This window comes from Komagataeibacter rhaeticus, assembly GCF_003207855.1.
Classification (GTDB): Bacteria; Pseudomonadota; Alphaproteobacteria; order Acetobacterales; family Acetobacteraceae; genus Komagataeibacter; species Komagataeibacter rhaeticus.
This window is the reverse complement of the sequence record NZ_NKTZ01000001.1, coordinates 176,742-203,510: the sequence shown is the minus strand read 5'-3', so window position 1 is coordinate 203,510 and position 26,769 is coordinate 176,742. Positions and strand designations below refer to the sequence as shown.

General features: G+C 65.4%; 28 protein-coding genes. 13 read left to right on the top strand and 15 right to left on the bottom strand.

Going from position 1 to position 26,769, the window contains the following annotated elements:
- Positions 1–6 precede the first annotated feature (6 nt).
- Entirely contained in the window at positions 7–660 is a 654-nt protein-coding gene (gene ccmB / locus CFR78_RS00940) for a heme exporter protein CcmB (RefSeq protein WP_034926846.1), read from the top strand.
- Between the two features lie 6 nt (positions 661–666).
- Here the strand turns inward: ccmB and CFR78_RS00935 are convergent, their stop codons facing one another.
- Together CFR78_RS00935 and CFR78_RS00930 are read right to left on the bottom strand one after the other, a co-directional pair.
- Positions 667–1,077, bottom strand: a complete 411-nt coding sequence (locus CFR78_RS00935; protein WP_034926844.1) for a copper resistance CopC family protein — start codon at positions 1,075–1,077, stop codon at positions 667–669.
- Positions 1,078–1,330: 253 nt separating this feature from the next.
- Positions 1,331–2,461, bottom strand: coding sequence for a type III PLP-dependent enzyme (locus CFR78_RS00930; protein ID WP_034926841.1), 1,131 nt, complete (start codon positions 2,459–2,461; stop codon positions 1,331–1,333).
- A gap of 385 nt (positions 2,462–2,846) precedes the next feature.
- On the opposite strand from CFR78_RS00930, the gene CFR78_RS00925 reads away from it, so the two are divergent.
- The gene (locus tag CFR78_RS00925; protein ID WP_007397098.1) at positions 2,847–3,788 is read left to right on the top strand and encodes a YihY/virulence factor BrkB family protein; all 942 of its coding nucleotides are present in this window, start codon (positions 2,847–2,849) and stop codon (positions 3,786–3,788) included.
- A gap of 10 nt (positions 3,789–3,798) precedes the next feature.
- Here CFR78_RS00925 and CFR78_RS16515 read toward each other — a convergent pair whose 3' ends face one another.
- The gene (locus CFR78_RS16515) at positions 3,799–4,149 is read right to left on the bottom strand and encodes a septal ring lytic transglycosylase RlpA family protein (protein ID WP_110580963.1); all 351 of its coding nucleotides are present in this window, start codon (positions 4,147–4,149) and stop codon (positions 3,799–3,801) included.
- A gap of 369 nt (positions 4,150–4,518) precedes the next feature.
- On the opposite strand from CFR78_RS16515, the gene aroQ reads away from it, so the two are divergent.
- The 3 genes from aroQ to accC are packed head-to-tail and all read left to right on the top strand — an operon-like array spanning position 4,519 to position 6,781.
- Positions 4,519–4,974, top strand: coding sequence for a type II 3-dehydroquinate dehydratase (gene aroQ / locus CFR78_RS00915; protein ID WP_010514708.1), 456 nt, complete (start codon positions 4,519–4,521; stop codon positions 4,972–4,974).
- Entirely contained in the window at positions 4,971–5,429 is a 459-nt protein-coding gene (locus tag CFR78_RS00910) for an acetyl-CoA carboxylase biotin carboxyl carrier protein (protein WP_034926834.1), read from the top strand. Before aroQ ends, CFR78_RS00910 begins: the two co-directional genes overlap by 4 nt.
- Positions 5,429–6,781, top strand: coding sequence for an acetyl-CoA carboxylase biotin carboxylase subunit (accC, locus tag CFR78_RS00905; protein ID WP_007397103.1), 1,353 nt, complete (start codon positions 5,429–5,431; stop codon positions 6,779–6,781). Before CFR78_RS00910 ends, accC begins: the two co-directional genes overlap by 1 nt.
- Positions 6,782–6,906: 125 nt before the next feature.
- On the opposite strand, the gene CFR78_RS00900 is transcribed toward accC, so the two are convergent.
- The 4 genes from CFR78_RS00900 to CFR78_RS00885 all read right to left on the bottom strand — a co-directional run bounded on the left by CFR78_RS00900 (position 6,907) and on the right by CFR78_RS00885 (position 12,089).
- Positions 6,907–9,141 (bottom strand): FUSC family protein, encoded by a 2,235-nt coding sequence (locus CFR78_RS00900; RefSeq protein WP_034926831.1) that lies wholly within the window; start codon positions 9,139–9,141, stop codon positions 6,907–6,909.
- A 137-nt stretch (positions 9,142–9,278) separates the two neighbouring features.
- Positions 9,279–9,809 (bottom strand): adenine phosphoribosyltransferase, encoded by a 531-nt coding sequence (locus CFR78_RS00895; RefSeq protein ID WP_007397106.1) that lies wholly within the window; start codon positions 9,807–9,809, stop codon positions 9,279–9,281.
- Between the two features lie 185 nt (positions 9,810–9,994).
- Positions 9,995–11,284: a multidrug effflux MFS transporter gene (locus CFR78_RS00890; protein WP_034926827.1), complete on the bottom strand. Its 1,290-nt coding sequence runs from the start codon at positions 11,282–11,284 to the stop codon at positions 9,995–9,997.
- Between the two features lie 76 nt (positions 11,285–11,360).
- Complete coding sequence (locus CFR78_RS00885; RefSeq protein ID WP_034926824.1) at positions 11,361–12,089, bottom strand: TVP38/TMEM64 family protein; 729 nt, start codon at positions 12,087–12,089, stop codon at positions 11,361–11,363.
- A gap of 116 nt (positions 12,090–12,205) precedes the next feature.
- Between CFR78_RS00885 and CFR78_RS00880 the strand changes: the two genes are divergently transcribed.
- Entirely contained in the window at positions 12,206–13,276 is a 1,071-nt protein-coding gene (locus CFR78_RS00880; RefSeq protein WP_050800553.1) for a COX15/CtaA family protein, read from the top strand.
- Positions 13,277–13,307: 31 nt separating this feature from the next.
- On the opposite strand, the gene CFR78_RS00875 is transcribed toward CFR78_RS00880, so the two are convergent.
- Complete coding sequence (locus tag CFR78_RS00875) at positions 13,308–14,681, bottom strand: glycosyltransferase family protein (RefSeq protein ID WP_110580943.1); 1,374 nt, start codon at positions 14,679–14,681, stop codon at positions 13,308–13,310.
- A gap of 463 nt (positions 14,682–15,144) precedes the next feature.
- Between CFR78_RS00875 and CFR78_RS00870 the strand changes: the two genes are divergently transcribed.
- Complete coding sequence (locus CFR78_RS00870) at positions 15,145–15,660, top strand: hypothetical protein (RefSeq protein WP_240471309.1); 516 nt, start codon at positions 15,145–15,147, stop codon at positions 15,658–15,660.
- Between the two features lie 80 nt (positions 15,661–15,740).
- Here CFR78_RS00870 and hemH read toward each other — a convergent pair whose 3' ends face one another.
- The 3 genes from hemH to CFR78_RS00860 all read right to left on the bottom strand — a co-directional run bounded on the left by hemH (position 15,741) and on the right by CFR78_RS00860 (position 18,143).
- Positions 15,741–16,802 carry a ferrochelatase gene (hemH, locus tag CFR78_RS00865; RefSeq protein ID WP_034926815.1) on the bottom strand — a complete coding sequence of 354 codons (1,062 nt, stop codon included), beginning with the start codon at positions 16,800–16,802 and terminating at the stop codon, positions 15,741–15,743.
- Positions 16,803–16,868: 66 nt separating this feature from the next.
- The gene (locus tag CFR78_RS16165; protein ID WP_166498083.1) at positions 16,869–17,006 is read right to left on the bottom strand and encodes a hypothetical protein; all 138 of its coding nucleotides are present in this window, start codon (positions 17,004–17,006) and stop codon (positions 16,869–16,871) included.
- 57 nt (positions 17,007–17,063) lie between these two features.
- Positions 17,064–18,143: an A/G-specific adenine glycosylase gene (locus tag CFR78_RS00860; RefSeq protein ID WP_034927247.1), complete on the bottom strand. Its 1,080-nt coding sequence runs from the start codon at positions 18,141–18,143 to the stop codon at positions 17,064–17,066.
- Between the two features lie 79 nt (positions 18,144–18,222).
- Between CFR78_RS00860 and CFR78_RS00855 the strand changes: the two genes are divergently transcribed.
- Entirely contained in the window at positions 18,223–18,657 is a 435-nt protein-coding gene (locus tag CFR78_RS00855) for a DUF721 domain-containing protein (protein WP_034926812.1), read from the top strand.
- Positions 18,658–18,963: 306 nt separating this feature from the next.
- On the top strand, positions 18,964–19,311 hold the full coding sequence (locus CFR78_RS00850; protein WP_258365811.1) for a hypothetical protein: 348 nt from the start codon (positions 18,964–18,966) through the stop codon (positions 19,309–19,311).
- Here CFR78_RS00850 and CFR78_RS00845 read toward each other — a convergent pair.
- From CFR78_RS00845 to CFR78_RS00835, 3 genes are all read right to left on the bottom strand, one after another.
- The gene (locus CFR78_RS00845) at positions 19,308–19,937 is read right to left on the bottom strand and encodes a phosphoribosylanthranilate isomerase (RefSeq protein ID WP_034927244.1); all 630 of its coding nucleotides are present in this window, start codon (positions 19,935–19,937) and stop codon (positions 19,308–19,310) included. The genes CFR78_RS00850 and CFR78_RS00845 overlap by 4 nt on opposite strands.
- Before the next feature lie 134 nt (positions 19,938–20,071).
- Positions 20,072–20,779, bottom strand: a complete 708-nt coding sequence (pyrF, locus tag CFR78_RS00840) for an orotidine-5'-phosphate decarboxylase (protein ID WP_034926806.1) — start codon at positions 20,777–20,779, stop codon at positions 20,072–20,074.
- Positions 20,780–20,834: 55 nt separating this feature from the next.
- The gene (locus tag CFR78_RS00835) at positions 20,835–21,260 is read right to left on the bottom strand and encodes a LapA family protein (RefSeq protein ID WP_034926803.1); all 426 of its coding nucleotides are present in this window, start codon (positions 21,258–21,260) and stop codon (positions 20,835–20,837) included.
- Positions 21,261–21,391: 131 nt separating this feature from the next.
- Here CFR78_RS00835 and CFR78_RS00830 point away from each other — a divergent pair, with 131 nt between their 5' ends.
- A complete protein-coding gene (locus CFR78_RS00830) occupies positions 21,392–21,676 on the top strand; it encodes a hypothetical protein (protein WP_007397123.1) in 285 nt (94 codons plus the stop codon).
- 55 nt (positions 21,677–21,731) lie between these two features.
- On the opposite strand, the gene CFR78_RS00825 is transcribed toward CFR78_RS00830, so the two are convergent.
- Complete coding sequence (locus CFR78_RS00825) at positions 21,732–23,171, bottom strand: hypothetical protein (RefSeq protein ID WP_034927242.1); 1,440 nt, start codon at positions 23,169–23,171, stop codon at positions 21,732–21,734.
- Between the two features lie 363 nt (positions 23,172–23,534).
- Here CFR78_RS00825 and CFR78_RS00820 point away from each other — a divergent pair, with 363 nt between their 5' ends.
- The 3 genes from CFR78_RS00820 to CFR78_RS00810 are packed head-to-tail and all read left to right on the top strand — an operon-like array spanning position 23,535 to position 26,669.
- Entirely contained in the window at positions 23,535–24,941 is a 1,407-nt protein-coding gene (locus CFR78_RS00820) for a M20/M25/M40 family metallo-hydrolase (RefSeq protein WP_034926801.1), read from the top strand.
- Positions 24,934–25,923, top strand: coding sequence for a 4-hydroxythreonine-4-phosphate dehydrogenase PdxA (pdxA, locus tag CFR78_RS00815; protein WP_034926798.1), 990 nt, complete (start codon positions 24,934–24,936; stop codon positions 25,921–25,923). The genes CFR78_RS00820 and pdxA overlap by 8 nt, the downstream gene beginning before the upstream one ends.
- Positions 25,920–26,669: a pyridoxine 5'-phosphate synthase gene (locus CFR78_RS00810; protein WP_034926796.1), complete on the top strand. Its 750-nt coding sequence runs from the start codon at positions 25,920–25,922 to the stop codon at positions 26,667–26,669. Before pdxA ends, CFR78_RS00810 begins: the two co-directional genes overlap by 4 nt.
- Positions 26,670–26,769: the final 100 nt, after the last annotated feature.

Below are 26,769 nucleotides of genomic sequence, written 5' to 3'. Positions count from 1 at the left end.
CTCATCATGGCCATCCTGGAACGTGACCTGCGCCTTGCCCTGCGCCATGGGGCGGACACGCTGGGGGCCGTGCTGTTCTTCATCCTGGCGGGCGCGCTGTTTCCGCTGGCCCTGGGCCCCTCGCCCGAACTGCTGCGGCGCATGGCGCCGGGCATCGTGTGGGTCTGCGCGCTGCTGGCCGCCCTGCTGCCACTGGACCGGCTGTTTGGTTCCGAGCTGGAGGACGGCTCGCTTGACCAGCTGCTCATGACCGGCCTGCCGCCATCACTGATCGCGCTGGCAAAAATGCTGGCCCACTGGCTGACCACCGGCCTGCCCCTGCTGCTGGCGGCGGGGCCGCTGGCCATCATGCTGGGCATGCCCACCCCCAGCATGCCGGTGCTGCTGATCGGGCTGCTGCTGGGCACGCTTATCCTGTCGCTGATTGGCGGGATGGCGGCCTCCGTCGTGCTGGGCGCGCGGCGCGGGGGCGTGCTGCTGCCGCTGCTGGTGCTGCCGCTGACCACACCCGCGCTGATTTTTGGCGCGGCGGCGCTGGATGCGGCGCAGACCGGCCTGTCATGGGGGCCGGACCTGGAACTGCTGGGGGCCTTCCTGGCAGCGGCCATCCCGCTCTGCCCGCTGGCGGCGGGCGCGGGGCTGCGGGCGGCGGTGGAATAGACCGCGCTATTTTTTTACCATCGGCACCGGTGTCCCGGCCGGGGCCGGCCCCGCCGTGACATCAAACGGCAGCGTGCCCTGCACCGGATTCCCGGCCTGCGCGCGCATGCGCCAGTGCAGCACGTAATGCCCCGGCGTCAGGGCCACGGTTGTGGCCAGCCCATGCTGTTCATCATCCACAGGCGATGCGGGCAGCAGTTGCGGCACCCCGCTGGGCCCCAGCAGCAGCAGGCGGGCACGGAACGGGTCGATTACACTGTCAAAAGACAGTTTCACCGCCACATTGCCCGCAGGCACGGACTGGCCTGCCGCCGGTTCCGCATGGACAAGAACGGGTGCCGCAGCCGCCTGTCCGGCAAACCCGCCCAGCATGATGGCAAACACGCCACACCGGCGCAGCATTTTGGAAAAGGACACGGGCGGGACACCTCCGGCATGGGTTGGACTGCCGCCTGTATTCCCCTGATACACGCAGGGCGGCAAGACCTTCGTCCCGCCGCCCTGAAATCACGTACCGGTCTGGAAACCATTCCAGAATAGCCCGTTACCAGACATGGAAAAAGCCTCCGGGCGCCGCCTTTTTCCAAAAAGGCGGCGTTCTTCGAAGCTTTTTGGAAAAAGCTTCACCGAAAACCTTCCTATGCCTTACCGGACCTTCCGCGTGCCGGGTTCAGATATAATGTTCCATGATCGGCTTGAGGCCATTGAACCCGGTGGAGCAGTAGGTCGAGACATATGCCCCGGTGGACAGGAGTTCGATCCGGTCCCCCGACTCCAGCGCCAGCGGCAGGGCGTAGGGGGTCTTTTCGTACATGATGTCCGCGCCATCGCAGGTCGGGCCGGCAATGGCGACCGGGCCGGTTTCCATGCCGTCATGCGGGGTGCGGATGCCATAGCGGATGGCCTCGCCCTCGGTCTCGGCCAGGCCGCCAAAACGGCCGATATCCAGATAGACCCAGCGCACGCCATCATTCATGCCACGACGGCTGACCAGCACCACCTCCGACGAGACGACGCCCGCGTCCCCCACCATGAAGCGGCCCGGCTCGATGATCATCTCCGGCAGGTCATTGCCGAAATGCTCGGTCATGGCGTGGCTGATCGCCACGGCAAAACGGTCGATGCCCGGCACGTCATCACGGTAGCGGATGGGGAAGCCGCCACCCAGATTGACCATGCGCAGGTCAAGCCCCGCCGCCTTCAGGTCGGTAAACAGCATGCCCACGCGGGCAATCGCGGCTTCGTACGCGCCGGTTTCCGTCTGCTGGCTGCCAACATGGAAGGACAGGCCATACGGGTCCAGCCCCAGGTCACGGGCACGCAGCATGAGGTCGCGCGCATTGTCCAGCGTAGTGCCGAACTTGCGCGACAGCGGCCAGTCAGCCCCTTCATTTTCCACGATCAGGCGGCAGTAGACGCGCGAACCCGGTGCGTGGCGGGCCAGCTTGTCCAGTTCCTCCGCGCAGTCAAAGGCGAACATGTCCACCCCCGCCTGATAGGCGCGGGCGATGTTGCCGGCCTTCTTGACCGTGTTGCCGAACGAGATGTCGGCCGGACGGGCACCCGCTTCGAGGCACATGGAAATCTCTTCCCACGAGGCGGCATCGAACGCCGACCCCAGCCCGACAAGGCGGCGGAGGATGGGATTGGCGGGATTGGCCTTGACGGCATAGTAGATCCGGGCCAGCGGCAGCGCCTCGCGCAGCGCGCGATAGCGTTCTTCCACCCGGTCAACGTCAACGACAAGGCATGGCGTTGCAGGAGCCTGCTCAGCCAGATAACGAGCGATTTTGGGAGTCATCGCACCCAAATCCCTTCTGTTCTGCCGCCCGGATGCATACAATTCTGGAATTGCACAAACGGACAGATGTTGCGAAACGGTCTAACGGACCAGCGACCAATAAGGACCCCCGCTTCCACGGCGGCCCGATTGCCAGAACGCTTGACGTCGTTGCGTAACCTCAGAGGGCCAGTGGCACGTGCGTTGTTGCGTAGGAAGCGCATATGAGGACAATACGCGCGCCATGCAATAGAAAAATCATCCTCTTATGCAGTTTTTGGCCTAGGGTTGCATCATCGTGGCACAATACACACATGCGGGCGGCCCGGACCGCCCGCCACACCGCAGCGCTTCATAACAGGACACGAATCTCCCCTTGATTGGTTCCCCATCCACCGAAATCGACATGACGGAAACCGCCCGACCGACTCCGCACCTGCCCCATTTTTCCTGGGCACAGGTCCGGCAGGTGCTGCGGCAGGTCGCCCGCAATATCGTATCCGACCAGATCACGCTGGCTGCGGCGGGGTGTGCGTTCTACGCCACCCTTTCTCTATTCCCGGCCATGAGCACGCTCATCTCCCTGTACGGGCTCCTGTTCGATCTGCAGACGGTGGAGCCACAGCTTGTGGTACTGCGCAACCTGCTGCCCCCTTCCGCCTATGGGGTGATTGGCGACCGGATCCATCTGCTGGTGGCCGAATCGCATTCCTCCCTCACGCTCAACCTGATCATTTCCACCACCATCGCCACCTGGTCGGCCTCGGCGGCCACGCGGTCGCTGATCATGGCGATGAACGTGGCCTACAACACGCCCGAGACCCGCAGCTTCGTGCGCTTCCAGGCCATGGCCATGGGGCTTACGTTCTGCTCGATCTGCGGCGGCATCCTGACGCTGGCGCTCATGGTGGCGCTGCCATTCCTGATAGACTACCTGCCCGAGCACCTGTCGCTGGCGCCACCACCGGGTTCGGTGGAACTGCTGATCCACATGGGTGGCCCCATCCTCATGCTGCTGTTCGTGCTGTCGCTATGTTCGGTACTGTACCGCTTCGGGCCGAACCGGCCGCATACCTACTGGCGCTGCATCCTGCCCGGCTCGGTGGGGGCCACGCTGCTGTGGCTGCTCTCATCCAGCGGGTTTTCCTACTATGTCAGCCATATCGCGGGCTACAGCGCCACGTACGGGCCGCTGGGCGCGTTCATCGCCATCATGATGTGGTTCTATGTCTCGGCCTATGTGGTGCTGCTGGGCGCGGAACTGAACGCGGGGCTGGAAATCGAGATGAAGCTGCGCTGCGCGCCCGACAGCAAGATGGAAGGCTGGACCAAGCACCAGTCACTATAACTGCAGGCCCCTAGCGCGGGGCGCTGGCCACTTCCTCATCGGCCGCCACGTCGGCGGGTTCTATGTCGACGGGGGCCGTGCCGGTGCCCAGTATGCCCAGCTGGCGTGCCGCTTCGGGCGAGAGATCAAGGATGCGATGGCCACGGAAAGGCCCCCGGTCATTGACGCGCACGACAACGCTGCGCCCCGTCCGCCGTGAATGGACCAGCAGCCGCGTGCCCAGCGGCAGCTGGGTATGGGCCGCCGTCAGGGCATCGGGATCAAACGTCTCACCCGATGCGGTGGCGTGGCCCAGCTGCCGGCCCGTGCCGTACCAGCTTGCCAGCCCGTGCTGGCTCCAGTGCGGGGGCACGCGCGACATGACGGGCGGCCGCCGCGCCGCGCCGCGCGTGCCATGCCGCACCATGACCGCGCCATGGCGCGCCATGGCGCGCCACCGCGCAGGCCGCGTTCGCGGCACCGGATGCCGCCAGCATGAGACAGGCGATGACAACCGGCCAGGCAAACCGTGCCGCGGGGCCGTGACCTGTCGCCTCGCCACCGCCGTGGTGATCGGGATATCCTGTCATCCCCCGATGATAGCACGACCCGGTCCAATATCCTACCATTACGGATGGCGGCCCGGCGCTGCGTGCCGGCCGCAACGGATGACGCGAATAATGCGCCCGCGGGGCACGGCGCCCATCAACAGACTTGGAACACGGCGGCGAGCGTGCTAGGCGCGTGCATCATGGAGCGCCCTCTCATTGCCGTGCTGAACGGCCCCAACCTCAACATGCTCGGACTCCGGCAGCCCGAGGTCTATGGTCACGCCACGCTGGATGACGTGGAGCAGGTCTGCGTCCAGGCCGCCGAACGGCTGGACGTGGCCATCGACTTCCGCCAGACGAATGGTGAGGGGGAACTCGTTTCATGGATACAGGAATGCCGGGGCCGCGCACGCGGCATCATCATCAACCCGGCGGCCTATTCCCATACCTCGGTCGCGATCCTTGACGCGCTGCTTGCCGTTGATCTGCCTGTGATCGAGGTGCACATTTCCAACATTCACCGCCGTGAAGCCTTCCGTCATCACTCCTACGTCTCCCGCGCCGCCATTGGCGTCATATGCGGGCTGGGCGTACGGGGGTATGCCCTGGCGCTTCAGGCCATGACAGACATGATTCTGGACGAGGACGATCAATGAGCCGACTGCTCGTGGATGCGGATGCCATTCGGGCATTGGCTGAGATTCTGACCGATACCGGCCTGACCGAGATCGAGATCGCGGAAAAGGACAACCGCATCCGCGTGGTCCGCGCAGCCAGCCCCGTCGCCCATGCCGTGCCGGCCCCGGCGCCGGTCGCGGCGGCCCCGGTGGCACAGCCCGTGGCCCCGGCGGCACCCGTGGCGGACCTGTCCAAGCACCCCGGCGCCGTGACCAGCCCGATGGTGGGTGTTGCCTATCTGGCGCCCGACCCGTCCTCCCCCCCCTTCGTGACCGAAGGCCAGCAGGTGGCCGCGGGCCAGACCCTGCTGCTGATCGAGGCGATGAAGACCTTCAACCAGATCAAGGCCCCCCGCGCGGGCACGCTGAGCAAGGTCCTGATCGAATCCGGTGAGCCGGTCGAATTCGGCGAAGCGCTGGTCATCATAGAGTAATGTTTTCCAAGATCCTCATTGCCAATCGCGGCGAGATCGCCCTGCGTATCCTGCGGGCCTGCCGTGAACTGGGCATTCCGACCGTTGCCGTGCATTCCACGGCGGATACGGATGCCATGTATGTCCGCCTGGCGGATGAAGCGGTATGCATCGGGCCGCCAGCCAGCCGCGACTCGTACCTGAATGTCGCGGCCATCCTGTCGGCCGCCACCATCACGGGCGCGGACGCGATCCATCCCGGTTACGGGTTCCTGTCGGAAAATGCCGATTTTGCCGAGACGGTGGAAGCCCATGGCATCACCTTCATCGGCCCCACGGCGGAGCATATCCGCATGATGGGCGACAAGATCACCGCCAAGACCACCATGATGGCACTGGGCGTGCCGCTGGTTCCCGGATCGGACGGGGCGCTGGAAAGCCTGGAGCAGGCCCGCGAGGTGGCGGCGAAGGTCGGCTATCCCGTGCTGATCAAGGCGGCGGCGGGTGGCGGCGGGCGCGGCATGAAGGTCGCCCCCACCGAAGCCGACCTGGAGGAAGCGTGGAGCGTCGCCCGCACCGAAGCCCGCGCCGCCTTTGGCAATGATGAGGTCTATCTGGAAAAATACCTCGACAAGCCGCGCCATATCGAACTGCAGATCATGGCGGACACGCATGGCAACGTGGTGCATTTTGGCGAGCGTGACTGCTCGCTCCAGCGCCGTCACCAGAAGCTGCTGGAAGAAGCGGGTTCTCCCGCCCTGACCGCCGCCCAGCGTGACGAGATCGGCCAGATCGCTACCTCCGCCCTGACCAGGCTGGGCTACCGCAACGCGGGCACGCTGGAGTTCCTGTACCAGGACGGGCAGTTCTGCTTCATCGAGATGAATACCCGCCTGCAGGTGGAACACCCGGTAACGGAAATGGTGTGCGACGTGGATCTGGTGCGCGAGCAGATCCGCATCGCCGCAGGTGAACCGCTGGGCTACAGCCAGTCGGACATCCACTTCTCCGGCCATGCGATCGAATGCCGCATCAACGCCGAAGACCCGCAGACCTTCATGCCCACGCCGGGCACGATTACCGTCTACCACCCGCCCGGCGGGCTGGGCGTGCGAATCGACAGTGCGCTTTACGCCGGCTACCGCGTGCCGCCCTATTACGACAGCATGATCGCCAAGCTGATCGTGCGCGCGCCGACCCGGATCGAGGCGATCGAGCGCATGCGCCGCGCGCTGGATGAATTCGTGATCGAAGGGGTCAAGACGGTCATCCCGCTGCACCGCAGGATTCTGGATGACCCCCAGTTCCGCAAGGGGGACTACACCATCCACTGGCTGGAAAACTTCGTGGCCCGCCAGCAGGCTGGCAACTGAACCCGGCATCCCCCGCCAGAACTGGTGGGGATGGCAGGTGGCAAAAAGGGTGGCACCCTTCCGGGGCGCCACCCTTTTTGTGTCCCGCACCCCAGACCGTCGTGCCCCGGCGGGCCAGTGGATGGTCAGAGCATGACCGGATCAAGGTAGGGACTGGCGGCGTCAAAGAACTTCTGGTTATGGTCCAGTTCGAAGGAAATCACGTACAGGCAGCCCAGCGCACTGTCGATTTCCAGCCTGACCCCCAGATTGTCCTCCTGCCCCGCCAGCTGCTGCAGATGCGCGATGGCGAATTTGGCCGAGCGCGCGGTGCGTCCGTAATGGCCGCCATACCGGCCGCTGAACTGCGCCATGCGGCCCATCATCTCACCCACCACGCGCTGGGCCTCGGCTGGCAGCAGGTGCCGCTCCAGAATGGCACGCAGGCGGATGACATTCAGCCCGATGGTCATGGCGGACAGGATGCCCTGCAGATAGGCGTCGATAATCGTATCGGGCGTGTTTTCCGCATTGGTCAGCAGGCGGACAAAACGGTCCACGTTATGTTCAACCACGTACAGCGTGGTGGGCAGGACACGCGCGCGCGCCACGTAACGCAGCCCGCGCAGGATGCCGGTGCGCATCTGCCAGCGCATGTCGTTCGTATCAAAGGGCAGCACCAGCCGGAAAGCCCACATCGCGTACCACAATGCCAGCACCAGCGGCATGGCGGTGTTGAAGAAGGCCACCTCGTCCAGCCGGCTCTGGTTGCCCGGTCCCAGCAGGATGGGCAGGAACAGGTTGTACGAAACCGCCCCCAGAATCAGGGCAGGGTAGGCAAAGGCCAGCCCGCCCGCCAGCATGGGCAGGAACAGGCAGACGGCCATGATCTCGTACGTCGTCGGCTCGGCCAGCCGCCACAGCACCAGGACGCCCGCCACGATGGATGCGATAATAGCCCCGCCCAGGAAGGCCCGCGTGGCCAGCGCCGGTTTTTCCAGTGTCGAGAACAGGCTGCACACGATGGAGACGAACATCATGAACGTCAGCCCCGCCGACCATGCGGTCGTCACCCATATGACCCCGGAGCCGAATATGGTGACCGACGCGCGCAGGCTGTTGGTAAAAGCCTGCTGCCAGTCACGGAAGGTCTTGATGCGGTAATGGAAATGATCATGCAGCAGGGGGTGGCGGCTGGCATCGAACTGGATCAGCGCCTGTTCCAGTTCCTCCAGCATCTGCCCCAGGGCGGTATGGAGCATGCGCTGCTGTGACAGCAGGGCCACCAGCTGCGGATCAACCGGGGGGCCACCGGGGGTGCCCATTTCCTCATCCAGCGAATCGGCAACGCTCTGCCGGCACGCGGCCTGCAGCTCGGCCAGCCGGGCCAGAACGGGCGTGATGTCGTCACTGGCCTCAAGCTGGGGCGCCATGTCCTGAAGGAAGGCCTGCACCCGCGCCGATATCGCATTGAAGGACGCGCCCGGCACCATGTTGGCCCCGTGCATCAGCGCCGCCAGATCCAGCCCGCGCGAAAGCAGCATGGCCACGCGCGCCAGGGCGGCACGGGCGTGATCACCCTCGTGCCCGCGATGGGCACCCATCTCCACTTCCGCGAATTCGATCTGGTCACTCAGCGTGGTGATGTTGGAAAAGACACCCCGCGCCTGACGGAGCACCTGCCCGTTCCCCGCCAGCACGGCGGCCAGGGTCTGGCCGGCACCGTTGATGGCGGTCATGAAATTGGCGGCAAGACGCTCCTGCGCGCGCGTCTCCAGCCGGAACTGGAACAGCGAGGAGACGGTACTCTCCAGCACGATGCCCAGCACGATATAGGTCGCGCGCGACATGGCGGTCATGAAGATGTGCTGGGGGTCGGCAATGCCGTCCAGCGAGATGATGGCGTAGGTAAAGCCGCTCGCCCGCATGCCATGGATGCGGTAATTGGTCATGGTGGCGGGGCCGGGCAGCAGCGTGCCGATAAAGCAGAATGCCCCGATCCCGACCGCCAGCATGAGGATGAACATGATTGGCGCCTGTGGAAAGGCCGCCACAAGCAGCACCGCGCAGATGGTGCCCACCACCATGCCAAACAGGTGCCACCGCGCCTTGGCAACGCTCTTGCCACGCGTGCCCTGCGCCACCATCCACACCGTAAGCGCCGCCCATTGCGGGCTGCCCAGTTCCCACCACAGGGCGATGCCCAGTGCGATAAGCGAGGTGATGGTGGTGCGGAGCGCGTAACCGAAGGTAAAGAGACCAGGCGCGTACAGCCAGCGCAGATGATCCTGCCGCGGTGTCGCGCCCGGTGGCCACAGCCGCCTGAAGAACCCGCGGATCTGGTCCTGGAAACGGTTCAGGGAAAGCTCAAGACCTCTCATCCCCGCACCCTTCCTCCCCCATGCTTACACGGTCCACATGCACTGTACATCATCCTGCCGGCGCGAACAGGCAGGCAGCCGGGCAGCAGCATGCAAGGAAGCGTGTGCCCCATGCCCCGCGCCGCCCTGTCCGCCGGTTACTCGTCGTAGGAAAGGAGGGTCTTGACCGGAATATCCAGCCGCCCCCGGCCGCCAAGGCCCGTAAGCTCGATCAGGGTGGCCGCCCCCACCACATCCGCGCCCACCTTGCGCAGCAGGTGCACGGACGCATTCAGCGTGCCGCCGGTGGCCAGCAGGTCATCCATCACCACCACGCGCTGGCCCGGTTCGATCGCATCGGCCTGGATATGCAGCGAATCGGAACCATATTCCAGGTCATAGCTGTAGGAGACCGTACCCCCGGGCAGCTTGCCCGGCTTGCGCAGCATGACCAGCCCACAGCCCAGCCGGCTGGCAAGCGGCGCCGCCGTCAGGAACCCGCGCGATTCGATGGCGGCCAGCATATCCGGCGCCCAGGGGGCAACGGCGGCGGCCAGACGCCCCATGGCGATCTGCCAGGCATCGGCATTCCGCATCAGGGTCGAGATATCGTAGTACAGGATTCCCGGCTTGGGAAAATCCGGGATGTTGCGGATGTATTGTTTCAGGTCGATCTTGGCGGTCGTCATGATCGGTGCGCGGTCCCCGTTGCATGGTCATACAGATTCGGGACATGCCAGCCCCGTTCACGAAAATGTCGCCCCTGCGGACGGCCCCCCGCTGTAGCCGCCACACGGCGGGGCGACAACCCCACCCGTTGCGGCCATGCATGCTTTGCCCCCCTGTCCGGGGGCAGATGGGGGACAGGAAGATTTTATTCCTTTGCCACGGTGCCACCGGGCGGGCGGGCGGGACGCAGCACGACCATAAGCAGCATGATCGCAGCCCCCAGCAGCATGACGCCCGCCATCGGAATGGGTGAATTGGCGGGCAGCATGCCCACGAACGCACCGGCAATGGCACCCAGCACGTATTGCAGCGTGCCGACAAAGGCCGAAGCACTGCCCGCAAAGCGCGGATGGTCGGCCAGTGCCCCCACCGTGGCGTTGGGGCCGATGATGCCCGTGGTGCCCAGTGACACCATCATGGTCAGGATCAGGCAGCCCAGCATCCACAGCGGCGGGTGGGCCCCATGCTGCATGGCAAAGGTAATGGCCGTGGCAATGGCGGTCATGGCAATGGTGCCGGCCACCGCAACCATGACCGAGGCCCCCAGGATACGCGCCGCGTCAATCCGGCCCACCAGCACGCCATTAAGCTGCGACGCCCCGATCATGCACACCGCGAACACCCCGAACAGCATGCCGAAATGCGCCGCCGACAGGCCAAACTGGCCCCGGAACACCGAAGGCGCCGCCGACAGGTAGGTAAAGGACATGAAGCACGAGAAACCCGCAATCATGGCATGCGTGATGAACCCGCGGTCGCGTGCCAGCATCACATAGCGGCTGAACAGGGTGACGGGAGAGAACTCGCTTCGATTCTCCGGCCGTAGCGTCTCGGGCAGGACGCGCCAGATCAGCACGATGCAGATCAGCCCGTACACCGCCGATGCCCAGAAGATCGACCGCCACGAGGCAATGGACAGCACCATCCCCCCCAGCGTGGGGGCCAGGATGGGCACGACACCCATCACCAGCACCAGCCGCGACATGAGGCGGGCGGATTCATTGCCATGCGACATGTCACGCACGCAGGCGCTGGGAATGATCAGGCTGGCGGACGCCCCGACCGACGCGATCAGCCGGAACAGCGAGAAGGTGGGAATGTCGCGCGCCATGGCGCACCCGATGGAGGCCAGCGTATAGACCACCGTGCCCAGCAGCATGGGCCTGCGGCGGCCAAAACGGTCGGAAAGCGGCCCCATGGTGATCTGCCCGATTGCCAGACCCACGAACCACACCGCCAGCGTCATCTGCGCCGAGCCGGCGCGGCCGTGCAGGGAGGCTTCCAGTTCGGGGAAGGCGGGAAGGTATATGTCGGTGGAGACAGGGCCGACCGCGGTCAGGAACCCCAGCAGGATCGCGATCCAGCCCATCGGGCGGGCGGGCGAGCCCGGCATGGATGTTTCGGATGCATGGCCCGCTGTTGCGGATGAGCCCATGAGGCACTCCAGTATTGAAAGACTGTCCGGACTAGTAGACCAGCAGGGTCCACTTTTTCACCATCTAATTACGGCATTACTGCAATTCGCTATCGTGATACCCGTCCCGTGTCAGGGCGGAACAGGGCGGAACAGGGCGCATGCGGCGCATCAGCCATAGCCCCAGCAGGGCGGACAGGGCAAACAGCATGACCGCAATACCGATACGCCATGGGCCTTCCAGCCGGATACCCGATCCCACCAGCACGAAGACGACCGTCTGCGGCAGGCTGCCCAGCGCGGTGGCCAGCACGAACGGTACGACCCGCACCCCCAGCATGCCCGAAGCAAGGTTGAGAAGCAGCGCCGAACCCACCGGCATGAGCCGCAGCGTCAGGACGGACACAAAGGGTTCGCGCCGCACGAAACCATCCAGCCGCGCCATGGTTGCCGCAAGCCGCGCGGGCATGCGCGGCCGTCCCGCCCAGCGCCCCCAGCCATAGCCGAACAGGCAGCCCGTCACGGTCGCCAGCGTGGCCAGCACGCAGCCCGCCCCGATTCCATAGGCGGCACCCGCCGCAAAGCACACGGCCTGTCGCGGCAGGCCGAACGCACAGAACGCACTGGCGGCCAGAACGAATAGCGCCACCCCTTCGCGGCCCGCATGCAACCCGGGCGCAGCCGTCAGCAGGGCACGCATCCCCGGCAGGCGGCCCATGACCAGGGCCAGCCCGACAAAGGCCGCCAGCAGCACGACGGGGCGGACCAGCACACGCGACGTGGGCCGCACAGGGGGGGCAGGCCGTGCGGCGTGCGGTAATGTCATGCGTGCGTCCCGTTTCCGACAGCGATTTGCTCCTTCGCGCCTAGCATCGCCTTGCAGCGGACTGCAAGGGCGGTCTAAATCCGCTTATGTCCGCATATTCCCGAAGTGGCTCCCTGATGGGCCGCACGCCCCCGTCCGCGCAGGCGCTGCGCAACCGGCAGCGTATCTCGACGTGGCTGTTTGCAATCTGCTTCATGCTGGTTGGCATGATCGCCCTTGGCGGCTACACCCGCCTGACCGGATCGGGGCTGTCCATCATGGACTGGCGGCCCATTACCGGCATGATCCCGCCGCTGAGCCATGCGGAATGGGAACGGCAGTTCGCGCTGTACAAGACCATCCCGCAATACAAGATCCTGCATGACGGCTTTGGCCTGGCCGGGTTCCAGCAGATCTTCTGGGCGGAATGGACCCACCGCTTCTGGGGGCGGCTGATGGGGCTGGTGCTGCTGGTGCCGCTGGTGTGGTTTTCCGTTACCGGCGCGCTGGACCGGCGGCTTGCGCTGCGGCTGGTGCTGTTTTTCGTGCTGGGGGGACTGCAGGGCGCCATCGGGTGGTTCATGGTGGCATCGGGCTTCAACCCGGACAGCACGGCCGTGGCCCCGGTGCGGCTGGTCCTGCACCTGTGCTGTGCCTTCGCGCTCTATATCGCCATCCTGTGGACGGCCCTGTCGGTGCGCACACCACAGCCCGCCTTCATTCCCGCAACGCCAGAAGTGGTGCGGGTCCACCGCATGGTCTGGGCCATCTGCCTGCTGGTGGGCATCACGGTCATCGCCGGTGGCTTTACCGCCGGCACCCATGCGGGCTTTGCCTACAATACCTTCCCGCTCATGGACGGGCACCTGATCCCGGCGGGCTACGCACGGCTGCACCCGTTCTGGCTCAACTGGTTCCAGAACATTCCCGCCATCCAGTTCGACCACAGGCTGCTGGCTACCACCACGGTTGTCATAATCGGCCTGACCATCGCGCTGGGGCTGCGCACGCCGCAGCTGGGCAAACCCGTGCAGGGCGCGCTGGCGGTGCTGGGCTGGCTGGTGCTGCTGCAATACGCGCTGGGCATTACCACGCTGCTGCTGGTGGTGCCGGTCTGGGCGGGCACGGTGCACCAGACCTGTGCCGCCATCGTGCTGACGGCGGCCATCATCACCCTGCACCGGCTGCGCGGGGTGGGACGGCCCTGACTGGCGGCAGCCGGGGCCACACCCCCGGCTTTCAGGGTGTCACGATATAGGCGGCACCCTGCTCGCGCACATGGGTGTAGCGCGCGCGGACAATGCGCCACAGATCGGAAAACTCCCATATCTCGGCCGGTGGCCCGAAACGGGAACTGCTGACAAACGCCGCGATGCCGTGATGGTCCACCGCCTGTTGCAGGGCCGTGGCGTCATGCGTTACCGCGACATGCTGGGAATAGTTGAAGAAATCGATCACCGCGGGCTTGGCCGCCCAGTAGCACAGGGCCAGCGTCTCGCACGCAACCTTGCCATCAATGGCGTGCACGGCGGCAATCGTCTCGTTCCATGCCCCTTCATGCGCCGCGATGTCCGCCGCGCTGGTGTGATACAGGTAGGGCAGATAGGCCGGCAGGCTGACCACAACCGGCAGCAGGTTCAGCCCCACCACCCCGGCCAGGACGGGACGCGGCGGCAGGGTTCCCCACGTCTTCCCGCCACGCATCAGATACGATACGGCCAGGCCCGCGCACAGGGCGGCCGCGACCAGCGCCTCGAAACAGGCATTATGCGACACGCCCATGCCCATGCGCTGCACGATGGCGGAAGCGGCCGCAAGGAACAGGTACACCCCCACCAGCAGCCCGTAGCCATGGGCCAGACGCATCCGGCGCAGGAACAGGCAGGACACGCCCATGCCAGCCAGCCCCAGCACGTTTCCCATGCCCTTGAGCATGCCATGCACATGGAAGAGGCGCTTGTGACCAAAGACACCATGAACGAAATCCGGCCCGAAAGCAGCATAGAACAGCCCGCCCAGCAGACAGAAGGCCAGCAAGCAGCCGGACAGCCACGCAATGGCGCGCCGCCAGTCGGTCAGCACCAGCCACACGAAGGTCGCGGCCGGCAGGGCCAGGATATTATGCTTGAAGGTCAGCCCCGCCACCATCACGAAACCCGCGGCCATGGCCCGTAGCGTCATGCCGCGCCCGGCTTCCCCGCCACTGTCCACCAGCAGCAGGAACCCCAGCATCACAATCGCCTGCCCCAGCCATTGGGGGTCATCCATCCCGACATAATCACTATAGAAAACAGTACTATAGATGATAACAAGCAGTGCCGCGAACCACGCCCCGCCACGCGTGCCCCCCATGGCGCGCACGATGCGCCCGAGCGTAGCGGCACACACAAGCAGGGCCAGGAGGGAAATGATGCGCCCCGCCAGGATCATGTCCCCCAGCAGCCAGCCCAGCAGTCCTACGACATAGAAGGAACTGGGCGGATAATTGTTGAACACCATCTGGCCCGCAGGCGGGTAGAGCGGGGCATGATCCAGCCCCACGGCACGTCGCGCCAGATAGGCGTTCCACCCTTCGTTACTGGATAACGAGACATGGCTGGCAATGAACGCCACATGGGGAGCGAGAAGAACAACGACAAAACATATTCCGAACAGAAGCCATACTGGACTTCCGGCATCCATTTCTCTTTTTTTGGAGTTCATGGTTTATATGTGACTTTTCTCTTTCGGAATACTTCAATACGCAGCAGGCCGACGATCCCCCTGAACAGGACGCATCTGGATATTCTTTTGCGCCAGACCTGACAATGCCCTGCCCCGACGGGCACCCGGATGACGGGCGGCCCATCCTGACCCGTAGCGGAGCGCACGGATACCTTCAGAATGTGGCTTAATAATTCCATATGTTACGCCGCCACCCCCGTGCAGGTGCAAACCGGATGGAAAATGCCCATATGGGACAGGGACCGCCTGGCCCCGGACGGGAGCAGAGCGATCAGGGCGCATGGGGCGTCCTCTCTTTCCCGGATGGATGGTTTTCTGCGATACATCGCACCCAGATATGCAGGAATGGAATATGCACAAGCTGAGACATGTCGTGACAGGCGTGATGCTGGCGCTGGTCGCATGGGGGGCACTGCTTCCGCAGGCCCATGCCGAATCCCGTGGTGGCCCGGGCGGCGGCCGTGACGGTGGCGGCGGTGGATGGCACGGCGGCGGTGGCGGCTGGCGTGATGGCGGCGGCCGACGGGGTGGCTGGGGCTGGGGCGGATGGGGTGGCTACTATTATACCCCCGCCTATGCCGGCTGGGGATGGGGCTATCCGGGCTGGGGCTGGGGTGGCGGCTGGGGATGGGGCTGGGGTGGCTATTACGCCGGTGCCGCCATGGGCGCTGCCGCCGCCGGCGCCAGTTACCAAGCCGCGCCGGAAATCTATAACGGCACCGGCAATACCGCGCCCGAGGATGACTCGGTCTATGACAGGGACCTGTCCACGCTGGTCAGCCCGCCTGCCCCTGCGGCAACACCCCGCCCCACCTGCCAGGCAGGGCAGGTCTATAATGACCTGACGGAAAGCTGTGACCGGCCCTGACACCCGGCCTGTCCGGAATACGGCGCGCCCGGTCCCTCCCCTCCGCATGGACAGGATGATCCGGGTGCGTGGGCGGCAGGCTATCGCCCTTCCGGCGGGGTGGGGGGCTGGCGGGAAATCCAGCCCTGCAGTTCCTCGCGCACAAGGGTTTCAAGCAGGTCGATGGCGTCGGGCGAATTGTTCAGGCAGGGAATCAGGGCCAGTTCCCTGCCCCCGGCCTTTATGAAGGCATCGCCTGCCTCGTTACCGATTTCGTCCAGCGTTTCGATACAGTCGGAAATGAAGCCGGGCGTGATCACGGCAATCCGCTCGATTCCCCGTGCCGGCAGCGACTCGATAAACGGGGCGGTATAGGGTTCCAGCCACTTTGCCGGACCAAAGCGGGACTGGAAGGTCAGCGGCATCATCTGCGCGTCATATCCCATGGCATGACGCAGCGCGGTTATGGTGCGCGCGCATTCCGCCGCATAGGGATCGCCCTTTTCCACATAGACCCTGGGCAACCCGTGAAAGGACGCCACGATCATCTGCGGCTTGAAATCCAGCGTGCCAAGCCGTGCGGTAATGGAGCGGCCAAGGGCTGCGATATAGGCCGGATGGTCGGCAAAGGCTGGCAGGGTGCGGATGGCGGGCTGGTTGCGCATGCGCATGAGCGCGCGGAACGCCTGGTCATTGGCCGTGGCGGTGGTGGTGGCGCTGTACTGCGGGTAAAGCGGGGCCAGAAGAATCCGGTCGCATCCCTGCGCCACCAGTTCATGCAGCGCCTGACGGATGGAGGGCCTGCCATAGCGCATGCCCCAGGCCACCGGCACGCCATCCGCCGCAAGCCGTGCGCCCAGCCCCTCCGCCTGATCACGGGTATAGGTGCGCAGCGGGCTTTCATCACGATCGTGATGCCAGATGCGGTGATAGGCCTCGCCCGATCTGCGGGGGCGGAAGGTCAGCACCGGCCCATACAGGATGGGCTTCCAGATCAGGGGGCTGGCTTCGATAATACGCCGGTCCGACAGGAATTCCGCCAGGTAACGCCGCACGGCGGCATAGCCGGTGCCATCCGGGGTGCCCAGATTGCTCAGCAGCACCCCGGTGCGTGGCGCGGCATCCCTGTGCGGTGCCGCGCGGTGTACGGTAATGAATGTCATGCCATCGCTGCTACAGGAAGCCGTGGCAGGATGCAAAGCAGGGGCAGCACACCCCCTGCCGCCTGATTACATGCCCCGCCCATGGCGACGGGCCCGTACCCGCACGGGCTGGAGCGCCGGGGCCTGCATGGTGAAATAACGCGCCACGCCGGCAACACCCAGCAGGGCAACAACGGGGGAAAGCATCTGGACAAAAGTGAGCATCACGGTCCCTTTCCATATCGGACAGGAAACCAGTGAACCGCGCGTCTCCCTCCCCCGTCAATCAAAAACATGAGCGGACTGCGCCAGCGCCACGCATTTGCGCATGAGCGAGGGCAGGGCCACGGCCCCGTCTCCCACGCGGTGGACCATGCCCTGCGCCCCGACCAGACTGTTGGGAAAGGTTTTTACACGGGCGGCATAGACATCCACCAGCAATGTAAAATGGGTAAAGACATGCCTGACCTGCCCCACTGCATGCCATTGCGGGCACAGGCGGGGGGCCGTGGGCGCATGGGCCAGGGCATCCGGCGCGGTCCACGGGCTGTCGCGCCATGCCGGCCCCGGCAGGCCCATCATGCCCCCCAGCAGCCCCTTTTCGGGGCGACGGACCAGCAGCAGGCCCCCGGCACCGTCCATCATGCAGAAATGTATTCCGTACCGCACGGGGCGCGCCGCCTTTGCCGCCCGGCGCGGCAGGGTGGCCGCGATTCCCTGCCGGTGCGCCGCACAGGCATCGCGCCACGGGCACAGCACGCAGGCGGGCGTGCGCGGCGTGCAGATACCGGCCCCGAGATCAAACAGGGCCTGCGCAAAATCGGATGGACGGGCGCGGGCCGGCGCATCGCCATTCAGCCCCATGGCCTGACGGGCGATGGCTTTGCGCGCGCCGGGCAGCGGGTCGGTCAGGGCGAAGAGTCGCGTGGTCACGCGCTCCACATTCCCGTCCACCGGCACGACGGGACGGCCAAAGGCGATGGCGGCAATCGCGGCGGCGGTATAGGCCCCGATTCCGGGCAGTTCCAGCAACCCCTCCACCGTGTCGGGAAACCGGCCACCGCGTGCCGCCACCACCTGCGCGCAGGCATGCAGGTTACGTGCCCGGGCGTAGTAGCCAAGCCCCGCCCATAACGCCATGACCCGATCCTGCGGGGCACGGGCCAGTGCTCCCACATCGGGGAAGGCCGCAAGGAAACGCTCGTAATACGGGATGACCGCCGTAACCGTGGTCTGCTGGAGCATGATCTCGCTCAGCCAGACCCGATAGGGGTCTGCACTCTGGCCCGGCAGGGCACGCCATGGCAGGATACGGCGGTGCCGGTCATACCAGTGCAACAGATCGGCAGCAGAAGGTAACACGGACCCGTTTATGACGAACCCGCCGCCCGCCAGCAAGCGAAAGAATGCCCCCACCCCGCCGGAACCGCCACGGCGGGCCATGCGCGCGCGCAGCCTGGCGTCGCTGCTGCCGGCTGTCAGTCGTCCGGTCTTTCGCAAGCAGTCGGCCGCCGCCGTGCAGGTCATGACGGACTGGCCGGATATTGTCGGCCCCCACCTGGCGGCCCTGACGGTGCCGCGCCGGTTGAGCGGGGGCACCCTTACGGTCGCCTGTTCCGGCCCGGTGGCGATGGAACTGCAGCACCTGGCCCCCACCGTGATCGCACGCATCAACACCACCTGCGGCCAGGGTGTGGTCAGCCGCCTGAAAATGGTGCAGGACCTGACCGTGCGCCCCCGCCCGCCACAGCGGCCACGGCCAGCCGCCCCGCCCCCCCCGGTCCAGATCGACGACATGCCCGACGGGCCGCTGAAGGATGCGCTGGCACGACTGGGTGGATGGATGGGCACACGGCGCAATCCGGGAAGCCGGTAAGACAGGCGGCCCGCGCCGGAACGGGGCAATCATGGCGGGTAAATCATAAAGAAATTTTAAGGTGGTCCCGGCAAGGATTTTCCGGAACGCTAACCCGCAGATCCCCTGTTTTAAAAAAGAGCAGCAGCCAAAGGCTTTTATTATGATTTGCCAGCCTGGCGCATCAGGCCCGGAATACCGTACCAGCCCTGCATGCCCGCCGATCTGTTGCACAGGAGCGTGTGGCGGGCTGGATATTTACCAGCCCCATGCCAATATCGGCGGGAGCACGATGCCTGGGAAAAGGAAGCGAGCCGATGCGTTAAGGTGGCCCTGTTGCTGGCTGTATCCATGGGACTGGCCGGTATGTTGCCCGCCTCCTCCGCCTATGCCTGGCGTGGTGGCGGCTGGGGCGGTGGCTGGCATGGGGGCGGATGGCGTGGCGGCGGCTGGGGCTGGCGTCCCGGCTGGGGCTGGGGCGGCTTTGGCATGGGCATTGCGGCGGGAACGGCGCTTGGGGTTGCCATGTCCCCCTATCGCTACCGGCCCTATTACGGTTACGGGTATGGTTATCCGGCCTATGGCTATCCGCCGCCGCCCTATGCCTATCCCGCACCGCCACCCCCGCCGCCCCCGGCCTATTATGGTGGCTATTACGGCGGTTATTACCGCTAGGCCGGGTTCCGCGCGGCCTGCACGAACTGATGGATCAGGGACGCTGATTTGACACCGGGGGCGGATTCCACCCCCGATGAGACATCAACCGCCCGCGCCCCGGCCTGCCGTATGGCGCGCCGGACATTGCCGGGGTTGAGACCACCCGCCAGCAGCCATGGCGCCGGGGCCTGCCACTGCGCCGTCAGGCCCCAGTCAAAGCTGCGGGCATTGCCCCCCGGCCGGTCCGACCCGGCAGGCGGACGGGATTCAATGACCAGCCCGTCCACCGCACAGGCATGCGGCAGGTCGGTGGGGGCTGCGACCCCGGCCGCCAGCCATACCGGCAGGCCGAAACGCGCCCGGATGGCCGCGGCGCGCGCGGCATCATCATAGATCTGCAACCCGTCAAGGGGCACATGATCCAGAACCTGCCTGATCGCATCATCCGTGGGATGGACGAACAGGCCGATACGCTGCGGGCCATCAGGGGGTATGGCGCGGGCCAGCCTGCCCGCGACATCTGCCGTGACATGACGGGGGGAGCGTTCAAAAAACACGAACCCGACCCAGTCGGCCCCCGCCGCACAGGCCGCGTCCACTCCCGCGCGGTCACGCAGGCCGCATATCTTGACACGTACCGTCATCATCCGTTCGCCCTGAAGAAGGTCTGGGTACACTTCATTGATGAAAAAATAAAAACCGCCGGATATCGCCCTTTTCCATAAAGACGGCGTGCCCCCAGGCTTTCCCAAAAAAACTGGCGGCCCCGAACGGGCATTCAGGCTGCCAGTTCGGCCGCAATGGCGGCGGCGGCGGCGGCCGGGTCAGCCGCACGGGTAATGGGACGGCCCACCACAATCCAGTCGGCCCCGGCGGCCCGGGCCTGCGCGGGTGTCATGATCCGTTTCTGGTCGCCCGCCGCACTCCCGGCGGGGCGGATACCGGGCACCACCAGAACGGGATCGTCCCCCAGTGCCTGCCGCAGGGGCGTGATCTCGTGCGGGGAACAGACCAGCCCATCCGCCCCGGCTTCCATGGCCAGACGGCCAAGCCGGATCACCTGTGCTTCCACACTGCCCGGCACGCCAATTTCATGCAGCCCGGCTTCATCCATGCTGGTCAGCACGGTCACACCCAGCAGCAGGGGACGGGCCTGCGCGGGAAACGTTGCGTCCACCGCCGCCCGCGCGGCAGCGATCATGGCCCGGCCGCCAGAGGCGTGGATGGTCAGCATGGCGGGCCGCACGCCCGCAAGGCTGCCAATGGCGGAGGCCACGGTATTGGGAATGTCGTGCAGTTTCAGGTCCAGGAACAGCGGGCTGTCACCCGCCACGGCCCGCACCGCCTCCAGCCCGCTTGCATAGGTAAACTCCAGCCCCAGCTTGACCGCGCCCGCATGGGCGGCGGTTGCCTGCCGCCAGTTCACGGCCTGCGCCGTATCCTTGGTATCGAGGGCAACAATCAGGCGGGTGGACCGTCCACGCATTGGCGGTACTCCAGAAACGGGCAACAGGTTACGGGCCGGGACAGGCGGCAGGAATTCAGGAAGCCGGGGGCCGTTCCGTGGTAACAGGGGCTTCGGTCACGGCCATGCCGCCGGTGGATGGGACCGCCGGCTGCGTCACCGCGGGCTGGCCTGCCGCATAGGTCTGCACCATGGGGGAATCAGCCGGGGCGGAGGCCAGTCCGGGCGGGCGGGCCCCTGCCGCATCATCAGTCGGCAGGCGTGCCCGCAGGGTGCGCAGTTCCTGTTCGGCACGGCGGGCGCGGCGCATCTGGCGCAGCACCACGATCCATGCACTGGCCGAGCCGGTGGCATAGAACAGGGCGGCCACCAGCAGGGCCAGCACGCCGGGCGAGGACGTCCATTTCCACTGCAGCCATGACAGTTCCACCGGCGCCTGGTTGCAGGCCGCGAAAATGATCAGTGCCACGATCACGGGCAGGGTAATGAAAAGACGTATCATGATCCTGTTCCCTACCCCCAACAACCGGCACCTGCAAGAAAATCAATTCATGCGACGGACCGCTTGCGCCGCCGGCCGCCCCCATGCTTGCCTGCGGGAGAGGCACCATAAACCGGGACAGGGACAGGGCTATGGGCAAGGTTGTCGCATTCCGGACCACTGCACGCCGTGACGAATCCTGGGCGGTCGTGGCGACCACCGGGCGCGAGACACGCATCGCCAGCATCTACCCCACCCGCGCCGCCGCCGAGGCGGATTGCGAATGGCGCAGCCGGCAGGTGGCTGCCTACCGCAATTTTCTTGAACGCAATGCCGTCGCGATACCGCATTACAGCATCCGCCCCTATCGCCGCGCGGACCTGCCACGCGCGTGGCGCCCCCTGCCGGCACTGGGGTTCCTGCACGGGCGGTGCTGAACCCATGCCACCCGGACATGACAGGTCGCCCGGACACGGCGGGCGGCATGCCGGATTACCGCAGCCTGACCGGCTGGCCAAACACCAGGACATCCGCTTCGGGACAGTGCAGGACATGGGCGGGCGGCCCCATGTCCCTGTACAGCGTCGCCAGATCTTCCTTCCCGTCATCAACGAAGTAATTGAATACGGGCATGCCGTCGAAACCATGCACGTCATGCGCGTACAGGTCGGGATTATTGCCCCAGATGAAGATGTGGTTCCCATCCGTCACCTGCTCGATCTGCAATGCCCAGTCCGAGGACGCCTCCAGCTTTCGCGACAGCCAGTACTGCGCCAGCCCGCCCCGCAGGCCCAGCCTGTCATGATTTTGGGAAATGCAGCTCTCAAGCGGGGAATGCCATCCGGCGAGCCTGTTTCCATGGTTGCCAATCAGCACGAAATACATGAACGCGCATGGCAGGCAGACCATCGCATAATCCGACATTTTCCTGACGGCAGCAGGATCAGGGCATGACACAAGAAAGATGATCGACCACCAGGTAACCGGCAGGGCATACCGGTAAACCGATACGTCAACATACGACACCGACAATATGCACAAGGATATTATGGATGCGGCATAGCCGTGGTAAAACAACCGCTCCTTATAAGGTGCGATGGCCTTTGCGGATATTTTCGCACCTATCCTGATGAACGGAATGATGGACAGCGCGAACAGGGCCAGACAGCAGAAGGCCCGGACACTGAAGCACGCGGAATACAGGATTTCCGGCAGGGCCAGCAGCGGGAAGTGCTTGAACACGCCCCCCAGGTTCTGCTTGTAAAGCAGTTCCTGCCCCACAAACCCGACGGTACAGGCCCCCAGCAGGAACAGGGAAGGCCCGATCCCGTCCTTCAGCGCGACCCGGACCGGGGTCGTGTCTTTCCTGTGCCGCAGCGCGAACAGGCCGGTCGACAGGGCAAAGGGAACCGCGAATGTTGTCACGAACAGGGGATCACTGAAGGTGGCGACAAGGCACAGGCAGGCTGTCGGGCAAAAATTCGCAATCCGGCCGCCCCTGCCATATTCCCAGTTCGCCAGTGTCGCCGCCAGCAGCGACAGCATGAAGGCACTGCCATGATAGGCGGGCAGGAACAGTTCCAGCAGCCCGGATACGTCACGAAGGCCCTGTACATGCACGCCAGCCGATACGCATGCCACAACGGCCGCCAGCGTAAAGGAAGACACGAACAGGGCCTGTGGCCAGGCCAGGTCGCCCATGCGCCAGATGACGGACGCCAGGCAGGCGGTCATCAGGCACAGCGAGAGCAGGAAAAAACCATCCAGCGCGACGCGCCAGTCCAGCCGGACACTTTCGGCCAGCCAGAACCAGAGCATGTCCGGAAACAGGCTGGGCACGCGCGGCCACTGGAAATGCTGCCAGGCGTGCGGTACATGCCACATCTCCCACCCCATCCGGGGCAGGACAAGACTGTCCGAATTGATGACCATATCCAGGATACCGGGCGCATCACAAAATATTCTTGTGTAAAAAAGATATGAAATGACAGTCGCACCCACGGAAAGCGACAGGTACTTCATGTTTTCCCATACTGTCATATTGGTAATTCAAAACCCTGTTCCGATCCTGACCCTATAACAGATATCCGCCGGGAACCATCAATTCCTCCATTGCGGGGCATGGCCCGGCCGGATGGAAAATATTGCCGCCTGAACACCCGTGCCTCTCCCACGCCCGTGGCCTGACGGATGCGACCCATAGCGCCGGGACACGTTGCTTTTGCATCCATAACAGGCACAATCGCCTCTCCCCGTCCGGGCTGCCGGATGCCTGTTTTCGCATATGGAGTACGCATGACCGCCTCCCCTTCCACCCTTTCTCCAGTCCTGGAACAGGCGGACCGCACACTCGATGCGGCATTGGCGCGGCTGTTCGCGTTCCTGCGCATTCCCAGCATCTCCACCCAGCCCGAACATGCCGATGACTGCAGGCGGGCAGCGATGTGGCTGCGTGATGAACTTGACGGCCTCGGCTTTGACGTCACCATGCATGAAACACCCGGCCACCCCATTCTGGTCGCCCATGACCGCACGCCCCCCGCCGGGCCGCATGTGCTGTTCTATGGCCATTACGACGTGCAGCCCGTCGACCCGCTGGCCCTGTGGGAAAGCGGTCCGTTCGAGCCGGGGCTGGTTGCCGGCCCGGATGGCGCAAGGCGCATCGTCGCGCGCGGCGCATCGGACGACAAGGGCCAGGTCATGACCTTCATCGAGGCCATCCGCGCCATCCGCGCCACCACGGGCACCCTGCCGGTGCGCGTCTCGCTGCTGATCGAAGGCGAGGAAGAATGCGGCGGCCCCAATCTTGTCCCCTTCATGGAAGCCCACCGGGATGAACTGCGCGCCGAAGTAGGGCTGATCTGCGATACCGCCATGCTGCCCGGCGTGCCCGCCATCACCACCACGCTGCGCGGCATGCTGGGCGAGGAAATCCACCTGCGCTGCGCAACGCGCGACCTGCATTCCGGCATATACGGCAACGCCGCGCGCAACCCGGCGGAACTGCTGTGTACCGTCCTGTCGTCCATCCGCGATGGTGAAACCGGCCGCGTCGTGCTGCCCGGCTTTTATGCGGGCGTGGAAGACCCCTCACCCGCGCTCCGTGCGCGCTGGCGCGAAATCGCACCCGATGACGCGACCTTCCTTGGGGAAGTGGGGCTTTCCATCCCGGCGGGCGAGAAAGGCTATACCGCCATCGAGCAGACATGGTGCCGCCCCAGTTTCGAGATCAATGGCATCTCCAGCGGCTATACCGGCGAGGGTTTCAAGACCGTGCTGCCGGGCGAGGCCGTGGCCAAGGTCTCGTTCCGGCTGGTGGCGGGGCAGGACCCCGTGCGCATCCGGCAGGCTTTCTGCGCCCATGTGCGTGCCATGCTGCCCGATGACTGCACGGTCACCTTCACCCCCTGCGGCGGCTCGATGGCCAGTGCGCTGCCCGATGATGCCTTCGGCCTGCGGCTGACCCTGCAGGCACTGAGTGATGAATGGAACACCCCGGCCGTGACCATCGGCTGTGGCGGCTCGATCCCGGTTGCGGGCGACATGCAGCGCATACTGGACATGCCTGCCCTGCTGGTGGGTTTCGCGCTGGATGATGACCGCGCCCATTCGCCCAACGAGAAATATGAACTGACCTCCTTCCACAAGGGCATGCGTTCATGGATCCGCATCCTGCACGCCATGGCCCCCGCAGATGCCTGAGGAAAACCGCCCCCTTGCCCTGACCATGGGCGACCCAGCGGGAATCGGGCCGGAAATCACGGCGGGCGCGTGGCAGGCCCTGCGCGGCGGCACCATCCGTTTTGCCGTGGTGGGGGACGCGGCCCTGATCGCGCGCCACGGCGTGCCGGTGCGCGACATCGGCACCATCGGGCAGGTGGCGGACGTGTTTGCCCAGGCAGTGCCCGTGCTGCCGGTCGCCCTTGCCGCCCCCGTCACCCCCGGCCAGCCGGACAGCCGCAACGCTGGCGCCATCACCACATCCATCGCGCGTGCGGTGGAACTGGCCCGCAACGGGCAGGCGGGCGCGGTCGTGACCAACCCGATCAGCAAGATCGTGCTGAAGAAGGCGGGGTTCGCCTATCCCGGCCATACCGAATATCTTGCCGCCCTGTGCAACGTGCCGGGGCGCGAGGTGATGATGCTGGCCTGCCCCGAACTGCGCGTGGTGCCCATCACCATCCATGTCAGCCTGCGCCGCGCGCTGGACGAACTCTCGACCGAAGGCATCATCGCCGCCACCCGCACCACCCATGCGGCCCTGATCCGTGATTTCGGCATTGCGGCCCCCCGCATCGCCATGGCCGGGCTGAACCCCCATGCGGGTGAGGACGGCAGCATGGGTACGGAAGAGCAGACCCTCATCATCCCTGCAATCGAAACCCTGCGCCGTGACGGCATGGACATCACCGGCCCCTGGCCGCCGGACACCCTGTTCACGCCCCCCGCACGCGCGCGCTATGACGTGGCGATGTGCATGTACCATGACCAGGCGCTGATCCCGCTCAAGACCATCGACATGACAAACGGGGTCAACACCACGCTGGGGCTGCCGATCATCCGCACGTCACCCGACCACGGCACGGCCTTTGACATCGCCGGGCGCGGCGTGGCCGACCCGGCCAGCCTTGTCGCCGCCCTGCGCATGGCAGGCCGGATGGCCGAACACAGGAACCCGACATGAACACCTTTCCCTCCGCCCCGGTCCGGCTGGGCGTGAACATCGACCACGTCGCCACCGTGCGCAACGCGCGTGGCGGCACGCATCCCGACCCGGTACTGGCGGCACTGCTGGCCCAGGAATCCGGGGCGGATGGCATTACCGCCCACCTGCGCGAAGACCGCCGCCACATCCGCGATACCGACCTTGAGCGCCTGCGCGCAGCACTTGCCATTCCACTGAACATGGAAATGGCGGCCACCGAGGAAATGACCACCATCGCCACCCGCCTGCGCCCGCATGCCTGCTGCCTGGTACCCGAACGGCGGCAGGAGGTCACGACCGAAGGCGGGCTGGACGTGCGCGGGCAAGCCGCAAGCCTTGCCCCGCGCATCACGCGCATGCGGGATGCCGGAATCCGGGTTTCACTCTTTATCGACCCTGATGCCGCCCAGATCGAAGCCGCCGCACAACTGGGCGCGGCCGTGGTCGAACTGCATACCGGCGCCTATGCCGATGCGGTGGATGAGGCCGCCCGTGCGGTGGAACTGGGCCGCCTGGCCATGGGGGCGGAACATGCGGCGCGATGCGGGCTGGAAGTCCATGCGGGCCATGGCCTGAGCTATGAAAACGTAAGTCCCGTCGCGGCCCTGCCGCAGGTGATGGAACTGAACATCGGGCATTTCCTGATCGGGCAGGCCATTTTTGACGGGCTGCCCGCAGTCATCCGCCATATGAAAGCGGTCATGGCGGCGGCACGAGGCGCTTAAAAAACAAGAAGTTTTTGGTGAAGCTTTTTTCCAAAAAGCTTCGAAGAACGCCGCCTTTTTGAAAAAAGGCGGCACCCAAAAACGTCTGATCCCTATTTTT

What these genes read in the sequence shown, in the direction of transcription:
- CFR78_RS00835 (WP_034926803.1), bottom strand. Translation starts at nt 21,260, where the DNA reads ATGATACGTCTTTTCATTACCCTGCCCGTGATCGTGGCACTGATCATT.
- CFR78_RS00885 (WP_034926824.1), bottom strand. Translation starts at nt 12,089, where the DNA reads ATGACATTACCGCACGCCGCACGGCCTGCCCCCCCTGTGCGGCCCACG.
- CFR78_RS00930 (WP_034926841.1), bottom strand. Translation starts at nt 2,461, where the DNA reads ATGACTCCCAAAATCGCTCGTTATCTGGCTGAGCAGGCTCCTGCAACG.
- CFR78_RS16165 (WP_166498083.1), bottom strand. Translation starts at nt 17,006, where the DNA reads ATGCTCACTTTTGTCCAGATGCTTTCCCCCGTTGTTGCCCTGCTGGGT.
- CFR78_RS00830 (WP_007397123.1), top strand. Translation starts at nt 21,392, where the DNA reads ATGGGCAAGGTTGTCGCATTCCGGACCACTGCACGCCGTGACGAATCC.
- CFR78_RS00855 (WP_034926812.1), top strand. Translation starts at nt 18,223, where the DNA reads ATGCGCGCGCGCAGCCTGGCGTCGCTGCTGCCGGCTGTCAGTCGTCCG.
- CFR78_RS00910 (WP_034926834.1), top strand. Translation starts at nt 4,971, where the DNA reads ATGAGCCGACTGCTCGTGGATGCGGATGCCATTCGGGCATTGGCTGAG.
- CFR78_RS00820 (WP_034926801.1), top strand. Translation starts at nt 23,535, where the DNA reads ATGACCGCCTCCCCTTCCACCCTTTCTCCAGTCCTGGAACAGGCGGAC.
- CFR78_RS00825 (WP_034927242.1), bottom strand. Translation starts at nt 23,171, where the DNA reads ATGGTCATCAATTCGGACAGTCTTGTCCTGCCCCGGATGGGGTGGGAG.
- accC (WP_007397103.1), top strand. Translation starts at nt 5,429, where the DNA reads ATGTTTTCCAAGATCCTCATTGCCAATCGCGGCGAGATCGCCCTGCGT.
- CFR78_RS00880 (WP_050800553.1), top strand. Translation starts at nt 12,206, where the DNA reads ATGGGCCGCACGCCCCCGTCCGCGCAGGCGCTGCGCAACCGGCAGCGT.
- aroQ (WP_010514708.1), top strand. Translation starts at nt 4,519, where the DNA reads ATGGAGCGCCCTCTCATTGCCGTGCTGAACGGCCCCAACCTCAACATG.
- hemH (WP_034926815.1), bottom strand. Translation starts at nt 16,802, where the DNA reads ATGACATTCATTACCGTACACCGCGCGGCACCGCACAGGGATGCCGCG.
- CFR78_RS00895 (WP_007397106.1), bottom strand. Translation starts at nt 9,809, where the DNA reads ATGACGACCGCCAAGATCGACCTGAAACAATACATCCGCAACATCCCG.
- CFR78_RS00890 (WP_034926827.1), bottom strand. Translation starts at nt 11,284, where the DNA reads ATGGGCTCATCCGCAACAGCGGGCCATGCATCCGAAACATCCATGCCG.
- CFR78_RS00810 (WP_034926796.1), top strand. Translation starts at nt 25,920, where the DNA reads ATGAACACCTTTCCCTCCGCCCCGGTCCGGCTGGGCGTGAACATCGAC.
- CFR78_RS00900 (WP_034926831.1), bottom strand. Translation starts at nt 9,141, where the DNA reads ATGAGAGGTCTTGAGCTTTCCCTGAACCGTTTCCAGGACCAGATCCGC.
- CFR78_RS16515 (WP_110580963.1), bottom strand. Translation starts at nt 4,149, where the DNA reads ATGTCGCGCGTGCCCCCGCACTGGAGCCAGCACGGGCTGGCAAGCTGG.
- pdxA (WP_034926798.1), top strand. Translation starts at nt 24,934, where the DNA reads ATGCCTGAGGAAAACCGCCCCCTTGCCCTGACCATGGGCGACCCAGCG.
- CFR78_RS00845 (WP_034927244.1), bottom strand. Translation starts at nt 19,937, where the DNA reads ATGACGGTACGTGTCAAGATATGCGGCCTGCGTGACCGCGCGGGAGTG.
- CFR78_RS00870 (WP_240471309.1), top strand. Translation starts at nt 15,145, where the DNA reads ATGCACAAGCTGAGACATGTCGTGACAGGCGTGATGCTGGCGCTGGTC.
- pyrF (WP_034926806.1), bottom strand. Translation starts at nt 20,779, where the DNA reads ATGCGTGGACGGTCCACCCGCCTGATTGTTGCCCTCGATACCAAGGAT.
- CFR78_RS00925 (WP_007397098.1), top strand. Translation starts at nt 2,847, where the DNA reads ATGACGGAAACCGCCCGACCGACTCCGCACCTGCCCCATTTTTCCTGG.
- ccmB (WP_034926846.1), top strand. Translation starts at nt 7, where the DNA reads ATGGCCATCCTGGAACGTGACCTGCGCCTTGCCCTGCGCCATGGGGCG.